General features: G+C 58.8%; 16 protein-coding genes and 1 other RNA gene. 3 read left to right on the forward strand and 14 right to left on the reverse strand.

What is annotated here, in order from left to right:
- Positions 1-11: 11 nt before the first annotated feature.
- The 8 genes from LAP85_19265 to LAP85_19300 form a co-directional block, all read right to left on the reverse strand.
- The gene (locus LAP85_19265) at positions 12-1232 is read right to left on the reverse strand and encodes a type II secretion system F family protein (protein MBZ5498542.1); all 1221 of its coding nucleotides are present in this window, start codon (positions 1230-1232) and stop codon (positions 12-14) included.
- A gap of 13 nt (positions 1233-1245) precedes the next feature.
- A complete protein-coding gene (gene gspE / locus LAP85_19270; protein ID MBZ5498543.1) occupies positions 1246-2970 on the reverse strand; it encodes a type II secretion system ATPase GspE in 1725 nt (574 codons plus the stop codon).
- Entirely contained in the window at positions 2960-3568 is a 609-nt protein-coding gene (locus LAP85_19275; GenBank protein MBZ5498544.1) for a hypothetical protein, read from the reverse strand. Before LAP85_19275 ends, gspE begins: the two co-directional genes overlap by 11 nt.
- Positions 3569-3605: 37 nt before the next feature.
- Positions 3606-4163 (reverse strand): hypothetical protein, encoded by a 558-nt coding sequence (locus LAP85_19280; GenBank protein MBZ5498545.1) that lies wholly within the window; start codon positions 4161-4163, stop codon positions 3606-3608.
- 23 nt (positions 4164-4186) lie between these two features.
- Positions 4187-4735: a sigma-70 family RNA polymerase sigma factor gene (locus tag LAP85_19285; protein MBZ5498546.1), complete on the reverse strand. Its 549-nt coding sequence runs from the start codon at positions 4733-4735 to the stop codon at positions 4187-4189.
- Positions 4736-4975: 240 nt separating this feature from the next.
- Entirely contained in the window at positions 4976-6445 is a 1470-nt protein-coding gene (gene guaB, locus LAP85_19290; protein ID MBZ5498547.1) for an IMP dehydrogenase, read from the reverse strand.
- 120 nt (positions 6446-6565) lie between these two features.
- Positions 6566-9235 (reverse strand): preprotein translocase subunit SecA, encoded by a 2670-nt coding sequence (gene secA, locus LAP85_19295; GenBank protein ID MBZ5498548.1) that lies wholly within the window; start codon positions 9233-9235, stop codon positions 6566-6568.
- A gap of 226 nt (positions 9236-9461) precedes the next feature.
- Positions 9462-10373 carry a M23 family metallopeptidase gene (locus LAP85_19300; protein ID MBZ5498549.1) on the reverse strand — a complete coding sequence of 304 codons (912 nt, stop codon included), beginning with the start codon at positions 10371-10373 and terminating at the stop codon, positions 9462-9464.
- Positions 10374-10765: 392 nt separating this feature from the next.
- Between LAP85_19300 and ssrA the strand changes: the two genes are divergently transcribed.
- From ssrA to LAP85_19315, 3 genes are all read left to right on the forward strand, one after another.
- Positions 10766-11115: a transfer-messenger RNA gene (gene ssrA / locus LAP85_19305) on the forward strand.
- A 324-nt stretch (positions 11116-11439) separates the two neighbouring features.
- Positions 11440-12780: a sigma-54 dependent transcriptional regulator gene (locus LAP85_19310; GenBank protein ID MBZ5498550.1), complete on the forward strand. Its 1341-nt coding sequence runs from the start codon at positions 11440-11442 to the stop codon at positions 12778-12780.
- Between the two features lie 112 nt (positions 12781-12892).
- Entirely contained in the window at positions 12893-14230 is a 1338-nt protein-coding gene (locus LAP85_19315; GenBank protein ID MBZ5498551.1) for a PAS domain-containing sensor histidine kinase, read from the forward strand.
- Positions 14231-14304: 74 nt separating this feature from the next.
- Here LAP85_19315 and LAP85_19320 read toward each other — a convergent pair whose 3' ends face one another.
- From LAP85_19320 to sucC, 6 genes are all read right to left on the reverse strand, one after another.
- Entirely contained in the window at positions 14305-15282 is a 978-nt protein-coding gene (locus LAP85_19320) for a glycosyltransferase family 9 protein (protein ID MBZ5498552.1), read from the reverse strand.
- Entirely contained in the window at positions 15282-16379 is a 1098-nt protein-coding gene (locus LAP85_19325; protein MBZ5498553.1) for an Mrp/NBP35 family ATP-binding protein, read from the reverse strand. The genes LAP85_19320 and LAP85_19325 overlap by 1 nt, the downstream gene beginning before the upstream one ends.
- 87 nt (positions 16380-16466) lie before the next feature.
- Entirely contained in the window at positions 16467-16676 is a 210-nt protein-coding gene (locus LAP85_19330) for a DUF2905 domain-containing protein (protein ID MBZ5498554.1), read from the reverse strand.
- 130 nt (positions 16677-16806) lie between these two features.
- Positions 16807-17226, reverse strand: a complete 420-nt coding sequence (gene ndk, locus LAP85_19335) for a nucleoside-diphosphate kinase (protein ID MBZ5498555.1) — start codon at positions 17224-17226, stop codon at positions 16807-16809.
- Positions 17223-18101, reverse strand: coding sequence for a succinate--CoA ligase subunit alpha (gene sucD, locus LAP85_19340; protein ID MBZ5498556.1), 879 nt, complete (start codon positions 18099-18101; stop codon positions 17223-17225). Before sucD ends, ndk begins: the two co-directional genes overlap by 4 nt.
- A gap of 11 nt (positions 18102-18112) precedes the next feature.
- On the reverse strand, positions 18113-19270 hold the full coding sequence (sucC, locus tag LAP85_19345) for an ADP-forming succinate--CoA ligase subunit beta (protein ID MBZ5498557.1): 1158 nt from the start codon (positions 19268-19270) through the stop codon (positions 18113-18115).
- Positions 19271-19429 lie beyond the last annotated feature (159 nt).

Consider the following 19429-nt stretch of genomic DNA (forward strand, 5'->3'; position numbering starts at 1 on the left):
GTTTTCCTTTATTAGAGCGGCACATCGTTGATGCTGAATATGGCTATCAGCATCGAGACGACAATGGTGCCGATAATGAGCCCCATCGCCAGGATGAGGGCGGGCTCGAAAAAGGAGATGAGATTCTTGACTGCATTGCGAACTTCCACGTCATAGACTTCGGCGACCTGGATCAGCATGGTGTCGAGCTTGCCCGACTCCTCGCCCACTTCGATCAGATGTATTGCCAGCGGCGGGAAGACACCGCTCTGTTTCATCGGTTGGGCAATGCCCTCCCCTTTCTTGATCCCATTGCGAATCGGCTCGATCGCGATGGCGATGCCCTGGTTGGAGAGAATCTCCCGCACGATATTCATCCCCTGCAGAAGCGGGACGCCACTGTGGAGGAGCGTACCGAGAGTGCGGGAAAAACGTGCCACCTCGATCTTGCGCACTACAGCACCCCAGAGCGGAAGCCGGAGCAGCCAGCGATCCCACTTCAAGCGCCCTTCAGGGCTCGTCCGGAACCGGCGCAGGTAGACACCGGTCAGGATTCCAGCCGCGAGGAGAAGCCACCAGTAAGAGCTGAGAAAGTTCCCCAACCCCTGAAGGATCGCCATGGCAAGCGGGAGGGGGACTCCTATGTCACGGAAAACACCAGCAAAGCGCGGCACGACAAACAAGGTCATGATGGACACGCTGGCGATAGCTACCACAGACAAGAGGGCCGGATAAATCAGGGCACCGACCACATAAGAGCGAAGGTTTTCGCTGGTCTCCAGGAAAACGGCCAGGCGCCCGAGAATTTCCTCGAGGACCCCGCCCACTTCGCCGGCGTGCACCATGTTGACGTACACCTTGGGAAACACCTCGGGATATTGCCCGAGCGCTTCAGAGAAAGATTTGCCTTCCTTGACCGCCCTGAGTACATTCGAGATCACTTCGGCCAGTGCCGCGCTTTCCGCCAGTTTGGCGAGAACGGCGAGGCTGCGGTCGAGCGGGATGCCGGATCTCACCAGGGTGTGGAGTTCATGCGTGAAAACCAGGAGGTCCTTGCGCCGCACCTTCTTGCTCTTCCACGGCAATGGAATGTCGCGCGTAAGGGGAGTCCTTCTTGCAGCGGTTCCGACACGGATAGGGAGCAGGCCCATCTCCTGGAGTCGCAGGGACACAATGCCCAGGTCCATCGCCTCCATGGTCCCTTCGACCAGCTTGCCCTCCATCGTCGCTGCTTTATATGTGTACGCCGCCATAAAATCTTCGCCCTTAAGCCTCTTGAGTGACGCGCAACACTTCGGAAACCGTCGTCAGGCCGCCCCTCACTTTCAACCAGCCGTCATCCCGGAGGGAGCGCATGCCGGATTCGAGCGCCTTTTTGCGGATCTGTCCCGAATCCGCCTTGCCGACAGTCAGTTTACGCACCTCGTCATTGATAAGCATGAGTTCGTAGATGCCGACTCGGCCGATGAAGCCGGTGTTGGCACAGCGCTCGCAGCCCCGGCCTTCATAGAAGCGGTGGGATTGGTGACCGTTGCCGCGCCGGTAGCCGATCTCATCCAGCATCTCCGGAACCGGGAATACCTCAATCCGGCAGTGCGGGCAGATGACCCTGACCAGGCGTTGTGCCAGAACGCCAAGCAGCGATGAGGCGATCAGATAGTCCTCCGCGCCCATATCGATGAGACGCGTGATAGCGCTGGGAGCATCGTTGGTGTGCAAGGTCGAAAAGACCAGGTGCCCCGTGAGCGCGGCTCGGATAGCGATCTCGGCGGTCTCGAGATCGCGGATTTCGCCGACCATGATGACGTCCGGATCCTGGCGCACGATGTGGCGCAGGCCGGCGGCAAAAGTCAGGCCGATCATCGGATTGACCTGGATCTGGTTGATGCCGTCCATCTGATATTCGACCGGATCCTCGATGGTGATGATCTTTTTATCCGGCAGATTGATCGTGTCCAGGGCGCTGTAGAGCGTGGTCGTCTTACCGCTTCCCGTCGGGCCGGTTACCAGGAGAATCCCGTGAGGCCGGCGGATGAGCGCCTCCAGATCATGCAGTGAATCCTCCGGAAAACCCAGACGCTTGATATCGTAAAGATCACTGTTGCTCTTGTCGAGGATACGCATGACGACACTCTCGCCATACATCGTCGGCAGGGTGGAGACGCGCAAGTCGATGTCCTTCCCCAGAACCTTCAATTTGATACGGCCATCCTGCGGCAGGCGCCTTTCCGCAATGTTCAGCTTGGCCATGATCTTGACACGGCTGATGATCGCCGCCTTCAGCTTTTTGGGGGGGGATTCAACATCGTAGAGGATGCCGTCAATGCGGTAGCGGACCTTCAGATCCTTTTCAAAGGGCTCGATGTGGATGTCGCTGGCCCTGCCTTCAATAGCTTTGGAGATGATCAGGTTGACCAGCCTGATCACGGGAGCCTCCGAAGCAAGGTCCTTCAACTGTTCGATATCCTCGATCTCATCCGAAAGGCTCTCGAGGTTCCCCTCGTCAATCCCTTCGATAATGCGGCCGAACGTGGAGGCGGAGGAGCCGTAGAACTTCTCCAGGACGTCCATGATCTCGCTCTCAGCCCCTAAGACGGCATTCACGGCGTACCCCGTAGTTTGCCGCACCAGGTCCTGAGTGGCATCGTCCAGGGGATCCGTCATCGCCAGGGTGAGAACGTTGTTTTCCAGCGCCACGGGAACGAACTTGCATTGCTTCATGAATCGCAGCGTGAGGACGTTTTCCAGAACCGGGACGGCTGGATACTCCACACCGCTGATTGCTGAGATGTTCAGGTGGTCCGCGACCACGGCAAGGCAGTCTTTCTCGGAAACATAGCCGAGATCGACGAGCAGCTTGCCGAGTTTCTCCCGCGATTCGGACTGAAGATTGAGGGCTGTGCGGAGCTCCTCGTCATCAATCAGGCCACGTTCCAGGAAGACTTGACCGATCAGTTTGCGTGATTTGACTGCCTGTACCTTAATACTCAACGATTTTCACCCTTTGCTTGAGCTCGCTGTAGCGTTCCTGCTTGTTCGCCAGTTCGTCCAAATCACTCTTGAGTACGCTCAAAATGAGCGTCTTGCTCAGATTTCCGTCGGGATTGACCGGGTCTCGCTCTTCAAAGACGGCGATGATCGCCACGTACTCATCCTTCTGCAGTTTCACCGCTCCATTGCCGGCACTAAGGAGTATACGCACCAGGTTTCCCTTCAATTCCTCGACGCGCTGTTTTCGCTGCTCGGGCGTCTTATCCGCGTCAGGATCATATGCTCCAAAGGGAGTTTGAACCACGCCGCGGCGAGTATTGACGGCGAAGATGAATTCGTATCCGAATCCCGGCATATAGAAGCCTCTCGCCTTCTGTTCCACGCCGAATGGACCCGGGAACGAGGCGGCGGCGGCGATGTTGAGGGCGGTTTCAAAGCCTTGAATAAATGGGCGCACCAGCGCGCTTTCGACTTTCACTGCCTTGGTGCTCTGAGCGGTCTGGGTGCTCGGGATGCTCTGGGCTCCCAGCGACAGGCAGAAGCATCCAAGAACCAGAGCGCTGAACCATGCTTGTCGTATCCTGCCCTGCGTAGTCACCTGTATTTCCCCCCTAATGCGGCCCTGACCGGACCGGCTAGTTCTTGCTGCGGCTCTCTTTGATCTGGCGAGCAATGCTGCGATACTCGGTAGCGCGCTCTTGGTCGACCGTATCCAGCACTTGATGCGCCATCCGGATGTTGTCATCCCGAGTTTCCTCCATAATCCTCTGGACAATCGCCTGCGTCTCCTCCTTCGTAAAGAAGTCGGAGGAGGGCAGCGGTGCCGGCGCTGCATTGGGCAGAAGGCTGGTCCTGAACGAAAAACCATTCCGGTCCCATCGGATGCTGGCATTCGAAAGCCCCAGGAAAGCCAGTGTGACCAGCACCGCAATGGCCGCGTATCGGGCCATGTGCCAATTGGGAAACCACCAATGGCTGTGGACGGGCTCCGGCCGCGGGATCGTCACCGGCCGCAGCGGCGGCTCGTCCCGCCAGACTTTGAGGGTCGTCTGGAGATCCTTGAGCTCGGCCAGTTCCTTCTGGCAGTTGGGGCACGATCGAAAGTGCGCCTGCAACTCCGGACTGGCCGAAGGAGTCCCCTGTTCATGGTAAAGCAGATCCACAAAGCGTTCCTTGATTTCATCGCATCGCATGGCAAACTTCCTGGCTAATGGCGTTACGAACGAATGCCGATTCGGGCCAGATTGCGCTGCACCCCTCTCAAGCCGTGATACAGCCGAGACTTGGCAGTCGATAGGGGGCAGTCCATGACCCGGGCAACCTCCTCGAGATTGAGCCCCACATATTCCTTCAAAATGATGGCGGAACGGTGCTCCTCGCTGAGTCCCATTAATGCCTTCCGAATCAGATCGCGGGTTTCGACGCTATCGCGCGGCTCATATCCCGCCGTCATCGACAGAGTGAGATCCCTTTCACCGTTCGCGCCACCCTGCAGCGGTTCGTCCAACGCCACGTCGGAGGACCGCCTGCGCCAGCGCGATCGGCAATGGTTAAGGGTGATGCGGTACAGCCAGGTGGGGAAACTGTCCGGATCGCGCAGGCTCTTGGCCGACTTGAAGACGGAGAGAAAGGTTTCCTGAACGACATCCTGCGCGTCTTCCCGGTTGCCCAGATAGCGCCACGCAAAATTGAAAACCTTGGTCTCCCACTGCCTGACAAGCTCGGTGAACGCCTGTTCATCACCTTCCAAAAATCGTCGGATCACCTGGTCTGCCTCATGCCCCTAAGGATCTCCGCTGCAGGCCGACATGATAGGGACGCCGATGGCGGCCAAAAAGTCTAAGCGAAATCATGAAAGAGGGGGAAAACAGGGCACGTTCCGACTCTCCTCGCGGATCCCGGGATTTTAGGGTGTCCCCCCTGGAGATTCGGGAGGCCCACTTTTTATGGGACTTACACAGCAATAGTCGGAAAATCAGGATGTCCCCTTCTTGCGCCTTTCTCACTAGAGTTCGGTTCGGTAGTTGGGAGCCTCTTTGGTCACGAGAACGTCGTGAACGTGGCTCTCCTTGAGTCCGAAGCTGGTAATGCGGATAAAACGGCTTTTCGTCCGCAGTTCACGAATTGTCCGGCAGCCGCAGTAACCCATGCCCGCCCTCAGACCTCCGGTGAGCTGTGGAATCATCACTTCGATACTCCCTTTGTAGGGGACCATCCCCTCGATCCCCTCGGGAACGAGTTTTTTCTCCAGGAACACCCCCTCCTGGGCATAGCGATCCCGGCTCCCTGCCTTCATGGCTTCGAGCGAACCCATGCCCCGGTAAACCTTGTAGCTTCTATTTTGATAGAGGATGGTCTCCCCGGGACTTTCGTCCGTGCCCGCAAGAAGAGAGCCGACCATGACGCAATCGGCCCCGGCAGCCAGCGCTTTGGTGATGTCGCCGGAATACTTGATGCCGCCATCGGCTATGAGCGGGATGCGTTCGCGCCGCGCCGCCCTGGCACAGTTCAGAATTGCGCTGATCTGGGGCACGCCGGAGCCCGTGACCACACGCGTGGTGCAAATCGAGCCGGGGCCCATGCCTACTTTGACGGCGTCGGCTCCTGCACGGATCAACTCCCTGGTCCCCGCCTCCGTTGCCACATTCCCGGCGATGACGTCGATTTCGGGAAACTTGCGCTTGAGCTGTTTCACCGCCGAGATCACCCGCGTGGAGTGACCGTGGGCGGTGTCGACCACGAGGACGTCCACATGGGCCTTCACCAGGGCGGCCGCACGTTCCAGAAAATCGCCGGTGGCCCCGACAGCCGCCCCCACCCGCAATCGGCCGAGCCCATCCTTGCAGGCGCTGGGGTAAGCGATTTTCTTCTGTATGTCCTTCACGGTGATCAACCCTCGCAGGCGGTATTTGTCGTCCACGACCGGCAGCTTCTCCACTCGGTGCCGGTGCAAGATGGACTTGGCCTTTTCCAGAGTGGTGCCCACGGGGACGGTGATCAGATTGTCCTTGGTCATCAGATCCGAAATCTTGAGGTCCAGCCTTGTCTCGAAGCGGAGATCCCGGTTGGTAAGAATGCCCACCAGTTTGCCCCTGGAAGTGATCGGGAGCCCGGAGATCTTGTATTTTTTCATCACCTCCATGGCTTCATGGATTTTCTGCTCCGGAGACATGGTGATGGGATTCACGATCATCCCGCTCTCGGAGCGCTTGACCTGGTCGATCTCCTCGAACTGGGCCTCAACCGACATGTTCTTATGGACAACGCCCATGCCGCCCTGTTGGGCCATGGCAATAGCCATGCGAGAGTCTGTTACCGTGTCCATCGCAGAACTGAGCAGCGGGATGTTCAGGGAGATCCTCCGGGTCAGCCGGGTGGTTATGTCCACTTCCGTGGGAAGGATATCGCTCTTGGCCGGCTCCAGCAGCACATCGTCAAAAGTAATCGCCTCTTTGAAGTTTACGTCTCGAACCATGGCATTCTTTCAGGGATGTTGGGATACCGAGGCAACGAACCAAACCGCGCAGACCTCTAAGACCTCAAAGCACCTTGTTCATTGAGGTCTCTTGGGCCTTTGTGGTTCAATTGGTGCGATTCATTTTCCGTGACATTTTTTAAACTTCTTTCCGCTGCCGCAGGGGCAGGGGTCGTTGCGTCCGACTTTGGCGACATCGCGCTTGCGCTGAGCAACGGACCCGTCGCCACCCGAACCATAGACGAGGCTCTGTTCGCGCGCCTGTCTGCGGCGCATTTCTTCCTGCTGTCGTGCCCGTTCCTGCTGCTCTTCAATACTGATGGGCTCGAACAGGAAGAGGTAGCGGATCGTCTCTTCCTCCCGCCGGGCGTTGAGAGCTTCGAACATCTCGAAGCTCTCCTTTTTGTACTCAATGAGAGGATCCCGCTGACCGTAGCCGCGCAGGCCGATGCCCTCTTTCAGATGGTCGAGGGCCAGCAGGTGGTCCTTCCATTGCACGTCGAGCACCTGGAGCATGATCATGCGTTCCTGGTAGCGCATGAACTCCGGGCCGACTCGCTTCTCCTTGTCCTCGTAAATGCGCTTTATGGTGTCGCTGAGTTTCTCTGACAGCTCCTGGTAGGTCGCCTCCTTGACGTCAAAACCAAGAGCCGTGATGTCGGTACCGAACTGATTTCCAACGCTGATGCGCAGGCCCTCCAGATCCCACTCGCCGGGATGCTTGTCGCGGGGGGCATACTTGTCGATCAACTCGATCAGGATGTCCTCCGCCAGATTCATGATGTATTCCTTCTGGTCGACACCCTCGAGCAGATCGCGGCGGATGGCGTAGATGGCCTCGCGCTGCTTGTTCATCACATCGTCATATTCCAGCAGGTGTTTGCGGATTTCGAAGTTGCGTGCCTCCACCTGCTTCTGTGCCCGCTCGATTTGACGGGTAATAAGCCTGCTCTCGATCGGAACGCCCTCCTCCATTCCGAGCGACTGCATGATGCCCGAGATGCGATCACTGGCGAAGATGCGCATGAGATCGTCTTCCAACGAGAGATAGAAGCGCGAGGAGCCGGGATCACCCTGGCGCCCTGCGCGCCCGCGCAACTGGTTGTCGATACGCCGGGCCTCGTGGCGTTCTGTGCCCAGGATATGCAATCCGCCAAGCCCGACGACGTCGTCATGCTCTCTTTGGCAGACGGACTGCCAATGGTCGCGGATGCGGTCATACTCCTGTTTGGCAACGGTCTCCGGAGCCAGGTTCTTCTCGCGCAGGCTCTGCACGGTGAGGAAGTCGGGATGGCCGCCCAACAGAATGTCGGTGCCCCGCCCGGCCATGTTAGTCGCGATGGTCACAGATTTCTTCCTGCCCGCCTGGGCTACAATTTCCGCCTCTTTGGCATGGTACTTGGCGTTCAGGACGACATGGGGAACACCGCTGCGCTTCAGCAGCGTGCTGAGCTTCTCCGACTTCTCGATCGAGACGGTGCCCACGAGGACCGGCCTGCCCACCTCATGCAGCTCCTTGATCTCCTCAACGACGGCGTTGTATTTTTCCCGTTCGGTGCGGTAGATGATGTCCTGATGCTCGGTTCGGACTAGAGTCTTGTTGGGCGGAATCACGTTGACTTCCAGCTTGTATATTTTGAAGAACTCCTCCGCCTCGGTTTCCGCAGTTCCGGTCATGCCGGCAAGCTTCTTGTACATACGGAAATAATTCTGAAAAGTAACGGTCGCGAGGGTCTGGTTCTCGCGTTCGATCTTCACATTCTCCTTGGCTTCCAAGGCCTGATGGAGACCGTCGCTGTAACGGCGTCCGGGCATCAGACGGCCGGTGAACTCGTCGACGATCACCACCTCGGCATCCTTGACCATGTAGTCCACATCCCTCTTGAAGAGCAGATGGGCCTTCAGTGCCTGGTAGATGTGGTGGACCCAGTCCATGTTCTGGGGCTCAAACAGATTACCGACTGCAAGGAGCTTTTCGGCCTTTTCGACCCCCTCCTCGGTCAGGTTCACGGTCCGCGCTTTTTCATCCACCTGATAGTCGACGTCACGACGGAGCCTGGGAACGATGCGATCGATCTTGTAGTACTTGTCCGTTGATTCTTCGGCCGGTCCCGAGATGATTAGAGGAGTTCGCGCCTCATCGATCAGGATTGAGTCCACCTCGTCCACGATCGCGTAGTTGAATCCCCTTTGTACACAATCGGCCAGGTCGTACTTCATGTTGTCGCGGAGGTAGTCGAAGCCGAACTCGTTGTTCGTGCCGTAGGTGATGTCGGCGCCATAGGCAACTTTGCGCTCTTCGTCGGTCAGAGGATGCTGGATGCAGCCGACCGTCAACCCCATGATCCGGTAAACCTTACCCATCCACTCGCTGTCGCGCCCTGCCAGGTAATCATTGACGGTGACGATGTGGACGCCCTTCCCTTCCAGTGCGTTGAGGTACGCGGGGAGGGTAGCGACCAGGGTCTTTCCTTCCCCCGTCTTCATCTCGGAGATCTTTCCCTGGTGCAGAACCATGCCGCCGACGAGCTGCACGTCGAAGTGACGCATGTTGAGGGTGCGCCTGCCCGCCTCCCTGACGGCCGCAAACGCCTCAGGCAAAATGTCGTCCAACGACTCTCCGTCCGCAAGTCGCTGGCGGAATCTGGGCGTCAGCTCCGCCAGTTGCAGATCCGAAAGGCGCTGCATTTCCGGTTCCAGCTCATTGATGCTCTGGACCGACGGCGCCAGCTTTTTCAGATCGCGCTCGTTTTTGCTGCCGACGATCTTGGTGAGAATCGTGTTGAACATGCAGGGAGATCTCCGGACGGGTATAAGCGATGTAATGTAACAGATAGACCTATCCCAGTCAACGAGTTACGGAAGAGAAAAGCGCGTTCCCGGCTCGACTTATGCAGACTCCGGGAGGCTCGGATAGCGGCGACGAAAGCCCTCCCGCATCGAAGGGAAAGTGCGGCATTGCATAGAGGGAACGGAATGCTTGATCGCGGCCAGGATTCTTGGGATGCGGCCGGCTTCAGGGCAAGCTGCCGCGGAAGTTCGAAGATGGCTGGAAATATTTCATCGGGTTAAGACACCGGTCATTTTGCCAAACCTCATAGTGGAGGTGCGGCCCTGTCGCCCTGCCGGTTTTGCCCACGGATCCAATGATGTCGTAACGGGAAACGTGCTGGCCCACCTGCACGTCCATCCGCATCAGGTGAGCATAACGCGTCGTCATCCCGAACTTGTGGTCGATTACGATAATGTTCCCGTAACCGGCACGCTGGCCGGCGAATATGACCGTTCCATCAGCCGGAGCGAAAACGCGGCTCCCCATGGGAGCTGATATATCCACCCCTGGATGACTTTCCGTCACGCTTGGATCGAAGGGGTCGTTCCGGCGACCCCAGCCGGCGGTCACGTATCCCTTGACCGGCTGAATATTGGGAAAGGCAGCCTCGAAGAGAACGCCATCGGTGATCTGATGATCAAGGTTCAGGAACTTCTCTTCGAGAGTGACCAGTTTCTTGTCATAGGAGGGGATCGACTGCAGGGTGCCCGCGGAAACCGGCCGGGGCCGGGTCAGAGTATCCGCCGACATGCCGCCAACACCTCCGACAGCCTTGTCCGAATTATAGCCTGAAAAGACCATCAGTTTGTGAGCGAGATTCTCGAGGGAATCGATCTTCTCACCCAACTGGGCAGTTTGCACCTTGTACTCGTGGTTTTCGAACCGAAGAGCGTCGTTTTCCGAGAGGCGGTCCTCGTAATCGCCCACCTTGAGGATCATCTGCCCGTACTGAAATGCCGCTCCGCCCACCGCGATAATGCCCACGAGCGCGAAAACGCCGAGAATCGCAAGCACCGAGTAAGGAAGCGAAAGGCGCCAGACCTTTCCATCCGCGTGGCCGGCCACGATGAAAGTATAAAGCCTCTTTTTGAACATTTGGATCCCTTCTTCTCCAAAAGATCAAACTCCGGCGTCAGAGGACTGCCAGTAACTCAGCTTCCAGGTTGCTGGTTGATTGGGGCATTCTATTTACCACTTATCGGACTGTCAACCTTATTTCATGCAGAATTTTGAATGAAAAATTCAGAGGCCAAAATTGGGGGTACGAAGGCAACGGACGACGGAGTTCCTCGGATGTTATCCGGTCGCTCTCGAGAATGCTCCACGAGGTCATGCCTGTTCATTCAATGAATAATGGCGAGAGTCAACTGCGACCTTGGCGGAGTCGCCGGGCTGACGCACAGCTTCTCAAGCCAAACTCCGTTCTCCTGACTCTCATTGACTTAGTCCGGAAAGAGCAAATATGATATAAATATAGAGTTACTAATGGGGGTGAACTGGATTCGACGGGGGTCAAAGAGGCTGCAGAGGCATGCCGAGTGCTCCGCGACTCGTAAAATCGTGGAAATAACTTAACTGCTGACACTCAGTTAGCACTGGCCGCTTAGGCGGTCACGTCTCGCCGATCCTGCCTGCGGGGTTGGATTGAGGCGCCGATCAGCAGGATAGGCGAGGATCCAGGCTCTGAGATCCGAGCCGAAACCCTACAGGGCTAGCGGCGTATCGACCTTGCCGATTCGATCGCTGCGTCCGCGAAACTCAACGAATACGGATACGCATGTAGGCTTTGCACGCTGAAGGCTCTCGGACGCGGGTTCGATTCCCGCCACCTCCACCAAAACTGCCGGTCTTAGATCTCCGACTCCCTGCCGGACCATGCGAGGAACTTACATACTACCGGTCGTCGGATCCTGGCCGGCCAGCCAAGATCTTCGACTTCTCAACGCAGCTCGCGGAGAACGCAGAGTAAGACAATTTGACAACACTTCAATCTTCTCTGATCTCCACGGCCCCTGCGTTGAGATATATCGAATGCGGCTATGCCCTGCCCTGTTCTCCGTGCCTGCTCGTGCCGTCATTCGCTGATGGACTCGCCCGGCCGGTGAGTGACATAATCGCCATCTAAGGCAAATAGACAATGACGGATCTGAAGGCAGCCAGGATGTTGATTGCCGACGATCAGCCCGATGTGGTTGAAGCACTCCTCATGCTGCTCAAGAGTGAGGGCTACCACACGGAGACCGCTGCTTCGCCCGCCGCGATACTGCAGGCGCTCGAGGCGCGCGATTTCGACGTCCTGCTCATGGACCTGAACTATACCCGCGACACCACCTCCGGGCTCGAAGGTCTCGACCTCCTGTCGCGCATTCAGATTCTCGATGGAGGGCTCCCCATAGTAGTCATGACGGCCTGGGGCAGCGTTGAGCTGGCAGTGGAGGCGATGCGGCGCGGAGCGCGGGATTTCATCCAGAAACCCTGGGACAACTCGCGCCTCCTCACAATTCTGCGCACTCAAGTCGAGCTCGGGCAAGCGCTCCGAAAAGGCCAGCGTCTGGAGGCCGAGAACCGGCTGCTGCGAAGCGAGTCGCGCCCGAAGCTCATTGCCGGTTCTCAGATCATGAAACCGATTCTCGAGCTCATCACCCGGGTGGGGCCATCGGATGCCAACGTACTCATCACCGGCGAACATGGCACCGGCAAAGAAGTAGTGGCTCAGGCTCTGTACGCTGTTTCGCGGCGCTCCACCAAACCCATGGTCACCATCAACGCCGGTGGGCTCTCGGAGGGCGTTTTTGAGAGCGAGTTGTTCGGGCATGTGCGCGGCGCTTTCACTGATGCCAAGGCCGATCGCGTGGGCAGGTTCGAGCTCGCCGAGGGCGGCACTCTGTTCCTCGACGAGATCGCAAACGTGCCTCTCAACCTCCAGGCCAAGTTGCTGCGGGTTCTTGAACTTGGGGAGTATGAGAGAGTGGGATCCTCCAAGACACGGAAGGCGGACGTCAGAATCCTGAGTGCCACCAACACTGATTTGAGCGAGGAGGTTCGCGCCGGTCGCTTCCGGCAGGATCTGCTCTATCGCCTCAATACCATCGAGATCCATCTCCCTCCCCTGAGGGATCGAGGCCCCGACATCCTGCTCCTGGCAGAGCATTTCCTCCGTCAGCATGCTGCCCGGTATCGGAAGGCCCTGACCGGTTTCGACAACCCGGCTCGGGAGATGATCCGAACCCATAGCTGGCCGGGCAACGTGCGCGAACTGGACCATGTTGTGGAGCGGGGCGTGCTCATGGCGGAAGGGGAGATCGTGAAATCCCAACACCTCTGGCTCAATACTGAACACCAGAGCGGCACACGGATAGAGGACATGAGCCTGGAGGACGTCGAGTGCTTCTTGATCCGAAAAGCTCTGGCACGCTTCGAAGGAAATGTAAGCCGCGCAGCGGAGGCCTTGGGATTGAGCCGCAGCGCGCTCTATCGCCGGCTGCAGCGTTACGGGATCTAGGTGAAAAACGATGTCAGCGTCTCCGTCGTTGAAGGAACCTCTCGAGCCTCCGGCTGGGAATGACGCCGGCGGCGGCTTCCTCGCCAGGCGTCACGCCGCCCGGAAGGCGTCCATGCTCCGGCGCCGGGGAATACAATTGAGTCACGACTCCCAAATCGTGATCCTGGCACTGGTGGCCGGCTTTCCTGCTGCGCTGGCGGCCATGTTGCTGCTCTGGCTGGGTGACCATACCCCGAAGGTCGATTGGACCCTCACCGTCGTTATCCTGGGATCCTGGCTCGGATTCTCCTTTGCCCTGCGCAGCCGGGTCGTTCGTCCGCTGCAGACAATCTCCAATCTGCTGGCAGCTCTGAGGGAAGGAGATTTCTCGATCCGCGCCCGTGGATACGATCGCGCCGACACTCTCGGTGACGTGATGGCCGAGATCAACGCGCTCGGCGCCACTCTCCAGGAGCAGCGCCTCGGCGCCGTCGAGGCCACCGCCCTTCTGGGAAAGGTCGTGGAGGAAATCGATGTAGCCCTGTTCGCTTTCGACGGCGACCGGATCCTGAGGCTGGTCAATCGTGCCGGCGAGCGGCTTCTCGCACAGCCATCGGACCGCCTGGTCGGACAGGGCGCCGCGGAGCTGGGGCTGGCGGATTGCCTGGACGCCGAGGACTCGAGGCTGCTCGAGGTTTCCTTCCCTGGAGGCAGCGGGCGCTGGGAGTTACGGCGCACCACTTTCCGACAGGATGGGCTGCCACACCAGCTGCTGGTCCTGTCGGACTTGACCCGTGCCCTGCGTGAAGAGGAACGGCAGGTTTGGAAACGACTCATCCGGGTTCTTGGTCACGAACTCAACAACTCGCTCGCGCCCATCCGTTCCATCGCGGCCAGCCTCGACCGACTGCTGTCACGCGATCCTCGCCCCGATGACTGGAAGGAGGACATGCACCGGGGATTGGCCATCATCGGCAACCGCGGCGAAGCTCTCAGCCGGTTCATGGACGGCTATTCGCGGCTGTCCCACCTGCCGTCGCCTCAACGACGGCCGCTGGAAGTGCGCACCTGGGTCCGGCGCGTGGCCAGTCTGGAAACCAGGCTGGCAGTGTCGGTCCTTGAGGGTCCGGATATTGTCATTCAAGCCGACGGAGATCAACTGGATCAGCTCCTCATCAACCTCCTGCGCAATGGCGTGGACGCAGCGCTGGTCACCGGCGGCGGCGTAAGTGTCGGGTGGACCACGACGGCGGCTCAACTCGAAGTCTGGGTGGAGGACGAAGGGCCCGGTCTCCCGAATACGGGAAATCTGTTCGTACCCTTCTTCACCACCAAACCGCACGGCTCGGGAATAGGCCTGGTTCTGAGTCGCCAGATCGCAGAGGCCCACGGCGGGGCGCTCAGCCTCGCGAACCGCAGTTCCGGGCAGGGGTGCAAGGCACTCCTCCGCCTCCCCCGCGAGCAGGCTTGATAGGAGACCGGCTTCGGCAACCAAGAAATCCGCAAGCGATCCTTATGCGCGCATCTCGCGGTGTCGGGCTCTTCTCAAACTCGTGATTGCAGAACTCGAAATACCCGTTCTTGAACCGTCTCGAGTGGGATGTTGCCCATACATGTGTGGGCGGCCCCAGGTTCTTCCTCGCAGGCGATACAACCGCGCGTGTTCCGCACGACGACCACCTGCTTCCCGATCGGGGCCCAGTTTCCAGACGAAGTGGGACCGAAGAGAACCACACACGCGGTCTGCAAACCAGCAGCCAGGTGCGCGATCCCTGAGTCGTTGCCGACATAGAGGCGGCAGTGCGACAGCACCCCGGCCAGTAAGGGCAAAGGGAGACTGGATGCCAGATACGTGCCCGGATTGCACGCGCCGGCCAGTTCACGGCCAATCCCAGTCTCGGCGGGGCCTTCTACGACCAGTGGGTCTCCCAGCGTGCCCAGCCACTGCGCCAGTCCCTGAAACCTCTGCAGCGGCCAGCGCTTCGCGGCACTTCCGGCGCCCGGGTGCAGTGCCAAAACAGGTTTCCTTCCCTGCCAACCCTGTTCCCGCAGCCATTCCTCTCCCTGCACTCGAGCCGTCGCCTCGAGCCTGATTCCCGGCGGGACGATCTCCCGCGGTGGAGAGAACCATGGACGCAACGAATCCATGAACAGGCTCGCGACATGCGCCTCCTCACCGGCGGCCGGCCTCCAGGATGCCACGAGAACGCAGGGATGCAGCTGCGCAAACTGTTTCGTAAATCCTTCCGCGCCTGACCCGGTCCAGGAAATGATCCGGTCGTAGGAACGCCAGAGCATCACGTCTTCGAGCGGTATGCTTTCGGAGCCGTGGAGCCGGTGCAGGGGAAGCGCGGACAGGGATATGATCTGGTCGGCATAGCCGGTTGCCACCGCGCCGGCAAAGTCGATGTTGGCTGCGAGGGTGATGCGTGCGTGCTGGAACCGTTCGCGCAGCACTTGGAGCGTGGGAAGCGAGAGTATGACGTCCCCCAGCGCTCCAGGATGCAGGATCAGTATCTTCACTACTCTATGACCATGGCACTCAGGTTGTTCTGGTTGGCAATACTGATCTGAGCCGCTACATTGGCCGCAATTTGCGCAAAGGCCTTCCCTGCCGGTGATCCGGGCTCCTCGAGGACGATAGGCCGTCCGCTGTCTCCACCTTCCCGAATGCCGAGGTACAGCGGCACTTCTCCCAGAAACGGCACGTCGTACTTCCGGGCAGTAAGCTCGCCGCCGCCGTGGTTGAAGATGTGAGTACGGGTACTGCACTGCGGGCATTCGAAGTACGACATGTTCTCCACGATACCCAGGATCTCAACCCGCACCTGGCGAAACATCATGATTGCTTTGCGGGCGTCCTGCAAAGCCACGTCCTGCGGCGTGGTGACAACCACGGCACCCATGAGGGGGACAGTTTGCGTCAGCGAGAGCTGGACATCTCCTGTCCCGGGCGGGAGATCCACGAACAGGTAGTCCAGCTCGCCCCAATCCACCTGGCGTACGAACTGCTGAATGACGTTGTGGAGCATGGGACCGCGCCAGATGAGCGGCGTGTCTTGAGCTGCCAGAAAACCCATCGACATGACCTTCACGCCGAGATTGGAGAGCGGCTGAATCCGTTCGTTCACCGCATGAGGCTGCCCCGCGATTCCCATCATCAAAGGGACATTGGGGCCGTAGATGTCTGCGTCGAGCAAACCAACATTCGCACCCGTATTGGCGAGGGCCACGGCCAGGTTGACCGTGACGGTGCTCTTCCCGACTCCGCCTTTGCCGCTGCCGACGGCTATGATGTTCTTGACCCCGGCAATATCCTGTTTGCCCATGCTGTGCCGGCCGGCGGTGACACTGGACGACATCCGGATCTCGACCTCCCGAATGCCTTTTACCTGCAGGACCGCCTCACGGGCTTGCTGTTCCATCTCCTTCTTGACCGGACATGCCGGCGTCGTGAGTTCGATGGTAAAGGATGCCTTGCCCTGATCCACGCTCAGGCCTTTGATGAAGTTGAGTGTGACAATGTCCTTGTGCAGATCCGGATCCTTGACGCGGCGCAACGCATCGAGAACGGCCTGTTCCAAAGGTGCTACATGACGATTTTCTGAATGCTGTCCCATGCGGCAAAACTATATGCCGCCGAGGTACACCTGTCAACGCGACGAGTCTGCGGATCAGCGAAATGCGGAAACCTGGTGCTGGCGGTTCTACTTCTTGAGGAGGTAAACGACCAGGGTCAGAATGAGACTCAGGAGGATCGAAGTGGTGATGGGGAAATAGAACCGGAAATTGTCCCGCTTGATTGCGATATCACCCGGAAGGCGTCCAAGCTTGAGAAAAGAGAAAAAATTCGAATAGCTCAGGAGGAGACCCAGGACTATAAGGACAATGCCGACGACAATAAGCAGCCGGCCCATGGGAATCATGGGAGTCTCCTGTGAGCGCGGGATCTCCGGCCATCCCCCTCCGAGCGCTGGTTCGGGGGAGTCACGAAGAGGGAAGCCGGAAAGCCCGAACGCTCACATTAAAGAATCGCAAGATCTCGGCTCAGTTGCAAGCCTCGATCCGGCTGAAAAAGTACGCAGTCTCAAAAGCAGCCGTATCCGGCCCATCGGAGCCGTGGGTCGTGTTGCGCTCGATGGAAATGCCGAATTCTTTGCGGATCGTCCCCGCGACGGCCTTGGCCGGATCCGTCGCACCCATCAGATCGCGCCAGGAGGAAATGGCTCCCTCACCCGACAGAATCATCAGGACGACCGGCCCTTCCGACATGAACGTGGTCAGGCTGTTGAAGAACGGCCTCTCCCTGTGGACCGCATAGAAGCCCTCCGCCTGCTTTTTGGACAGATGCGCCATCTTCAGCGCCTTCACGGTCAAGCCCTGCTCCTCGATGCGCCGGATGATGGCACCGATCAGGTTGCGGGCAACTCCATCAGGTTTGATGATCGCAAGGGTTTGCTCGATCATTTTTTCCCCTTAAGCGCTCTGGCGACCGCCTCGCCGATGTCGGCGGGACTGGTAACGACGTGCAGCCCGGCACTCCGCATGGCTTCCATCTTCTCGGCCGCGGTCCCCTTACCTCCGGAGATTATGGCGCCGGCGTGCCCCATCCTGCGTCCAGGAGGCGCCGTCTGTCCGGCGACAAATCCGACCACCGGCTTCTTTACGTCTTGCTTGATGTAGGAGGCAGCCTCTTCCTCCGCGGTGCCGCCGATCTCACCGATCATCACGACCGCATGAGTGTCCGAATCGGCGTTGAACAGCTTGAGCGCGTCGATGAAGTTGGTGCCGATGATCGGGTCCCCGCCAATTCCGATGCAGGTCGATTGTCCCAGGCCCCTGCCTGTCAGCTGGCCGACTCCTTCATAGGTCAAGGTCCCGCTGCGTGAAACCAGGCCGACGTTCCCTTCCTTAAAGATTCTGCCCGGCATGATCCCGATCTTGCATTTCCCCGGCGATATGATGCCGGGGCAGTTCGGCCCGATCAGCCGGCTCTTGGAGCCGGCGAGCATGGACGAAACCCGGACCATGTCCAGCGTAGGCACCCCCTCGGTGATGCACACGATCAGCGGCATTTGCGCCGCAATGGCTTCCATGATCGCGTCAGCGGCAAATGGAGGGGGAACAAAGATCACGGTGGCGTTGGCACCTTCCTTGGCGACCGCCTCGGCGACGGTATTGAAGACGGGAATGCCCTCGTGCGAGGTGCCTCCCTTGCCGGGCGTTACGCCCGCGACCACTTTCGTTCCATAAGCAATGCACTGCTGGGTATGAAACGATCCCTCACGTCCCGTAATTCCCTGCACTGCCAAACGGGTGTTTTTATCAACGAGTATGGACAAGGCGATTCTCCTTATGTAGCCAGTGCAACAACTTTTTCCGCAGCGTCCTTCATGCCGTCGGCGACCGTGAACTTGAGCCCGGAGGTTTTGAGAATCTCCTGGCCGCGTTCGACGTTCGTTCCCTCCAGCCTGACCACGATAGGAACGCTGATGCCCATGGAACGTGCCGCCTCGACAACACCGCTGGCAACTATGTCGCAGCGCATGATTCCGCCAAAAATATTGATGAGGACTGCTTTGACGTTCTTGTCGCCCAGCAGAATCTGGAATGCATTTCGAACCATCTCGGTCGTGGCGCTGCCTCCGACATCGAGGAAGTTGGCCGGACTGCCGCCCGCAAGTTTGATGATGTCCATGGTGGCCATGGCGAGTCCGGCGCCATTGACCATGCAGCCGATGTTGCCATCGAGCCGGATGTAGTTGATGCCGTAACGCGATGCCTGGATTTCGAGCCCGTCCTCCTCGTAATAATCCCGTAGCTCCAACAGTTCCTTGTGGCGGTAGACCGCGTTGTCGTCGAGGTTGATCTTGGCATCGAGTGCCAGCAGCCTTCCATCCTCGGTGAGGAGAAATGGATTGATCTCGACCAGGGATGCGTCCGTGGCCTCGAATGCCCGGTAGAGCGCGGTCATGAATTTGGCCGCAGGTGCAAGCAACTCTCCCGTCAATCCCAGGCCGAAGGCCAGGCGACGGGCATTGAAGGCCTGAAAGCCTACCTTTGGCTCAATATATTCCTTATTGATCAGATGGGGCGTTTCCGCGGCCACCTTCTCGATGTCCATGCCTCCTTCGGTCGATGTCATAAAGACGGCACGCTGGCTGGCCCGATCGATGACGATGCCCAGGTAAAACTCCTTCTTGATGCGCATGCCTTCTTCGATCAGCACACGTCTGACCGTGCGTCCTTCGGGGCCGGTCTGGTGGGTCACCAGCGTCATGCCGATGATCTGGTGTGCAAGTTTCTCGGCTTCCGCGGGGCTGGCGGCAAGCTTGACACCGCCACCTTTGCCGCGGCCTCCCGCATGGATCTGCGCCTTCACCACGACGGTCCCGCCGAGTCGAGCGGCGATGTCATAGACCTCGTAGGGATTCGACGCAACTTCGCCGCGGGGAATCGGGACGCCGAACTGAGCTAGAATTTTCTTCGCTTGGTATTCGTGTATCTTCACGTGACTTCCCCTTCCCTGAGAGGCCCTACGCGTCCCCAGGGATTCATCAATAGGTAAGTAAAGAGTGCACTCGCAGGAGCCTGTAGGGAGGCCCCAGGAAAACCGGTAATATTATTTCACTGATGGGCAGCAAGCAATGGAAAAACTCGATGCTCTGGG

The sequence above is a fragment of the Terriglobia bacterium genome, from assembly GCA_020072565.1.
Classification (GTDB): Bacteria; Acidobacteriota; UBA6911; order UBA6911; family UBA6911; genus JAFNAG01.

Coding starts and splice junctions, on each gene's coding strand:
- LAP85_19265 (MBZ5498542.1), bottom strand. CDS start 1,232: ATGGCGGCGTACACATATAAAGCAGCGACGATGGAGGGCAAGCTGGTC.
- LAP85_19280 (MBZ5498545.1), bottom strand. CDS start 4,163: ATGCGATGCGATGAAATCAAGGAACGCTTTGTGGATCTGCTTTACCAT.
- guaB (MBZ5498547.1), bottom strand. CDS start 6,445: ATGGTTCGAGACGTAAACTTCAAAGAGGCGATTACTTTTGACGATGTG.
- secA (MBZ5498548.1), bottom strand. CDS start 9,235: ATGTTCAACACGATTCTCACCAAGATCGTCGGCAGCAAAAACGAGCGC.
- LAP85_19300 (MBZ5498549.1), bottom strand. CDS start 10,373: ATGTTCAAAAAGAGGCTTTATACTTTCATCGTGGCCGGCCACGCGGAT.
- LAP85_19310 (MBZ5498550.1), top strand. CDS start 11,440: ATGTTGATTGCCGACGATCAGCCCGATGTGGTTGAAGCACTCCTCATG.
- LAP85_19315 (MBZ5498551.1), top strand. CDS start 12,893: ATGCTCCGGCGCCGGGGAATACAATTGAGTCACGACTCCCAAATCGTG.
- LAP85_19325 (MBZ5498553.1), bottom strand. CDS start 16,379: ATGGGACAGCATTCAGAAAATCGTCATGTAGCACCTTTGGAACAGGCC.
- LAP85_19330 (MBZ5498554.1), bottom strand. CDS start 16,676: ATGGGCCGGCTGCTTATTGTCGTCGGCATTGTCCTTATAGTCCTGGGT.
- ndk (MBZ5498555.1), bottom strand. CDS start 17,226: ATGATCGAGCAAACCCTTGCGATCATCAAACCTGATGGAGTTGCCCGC.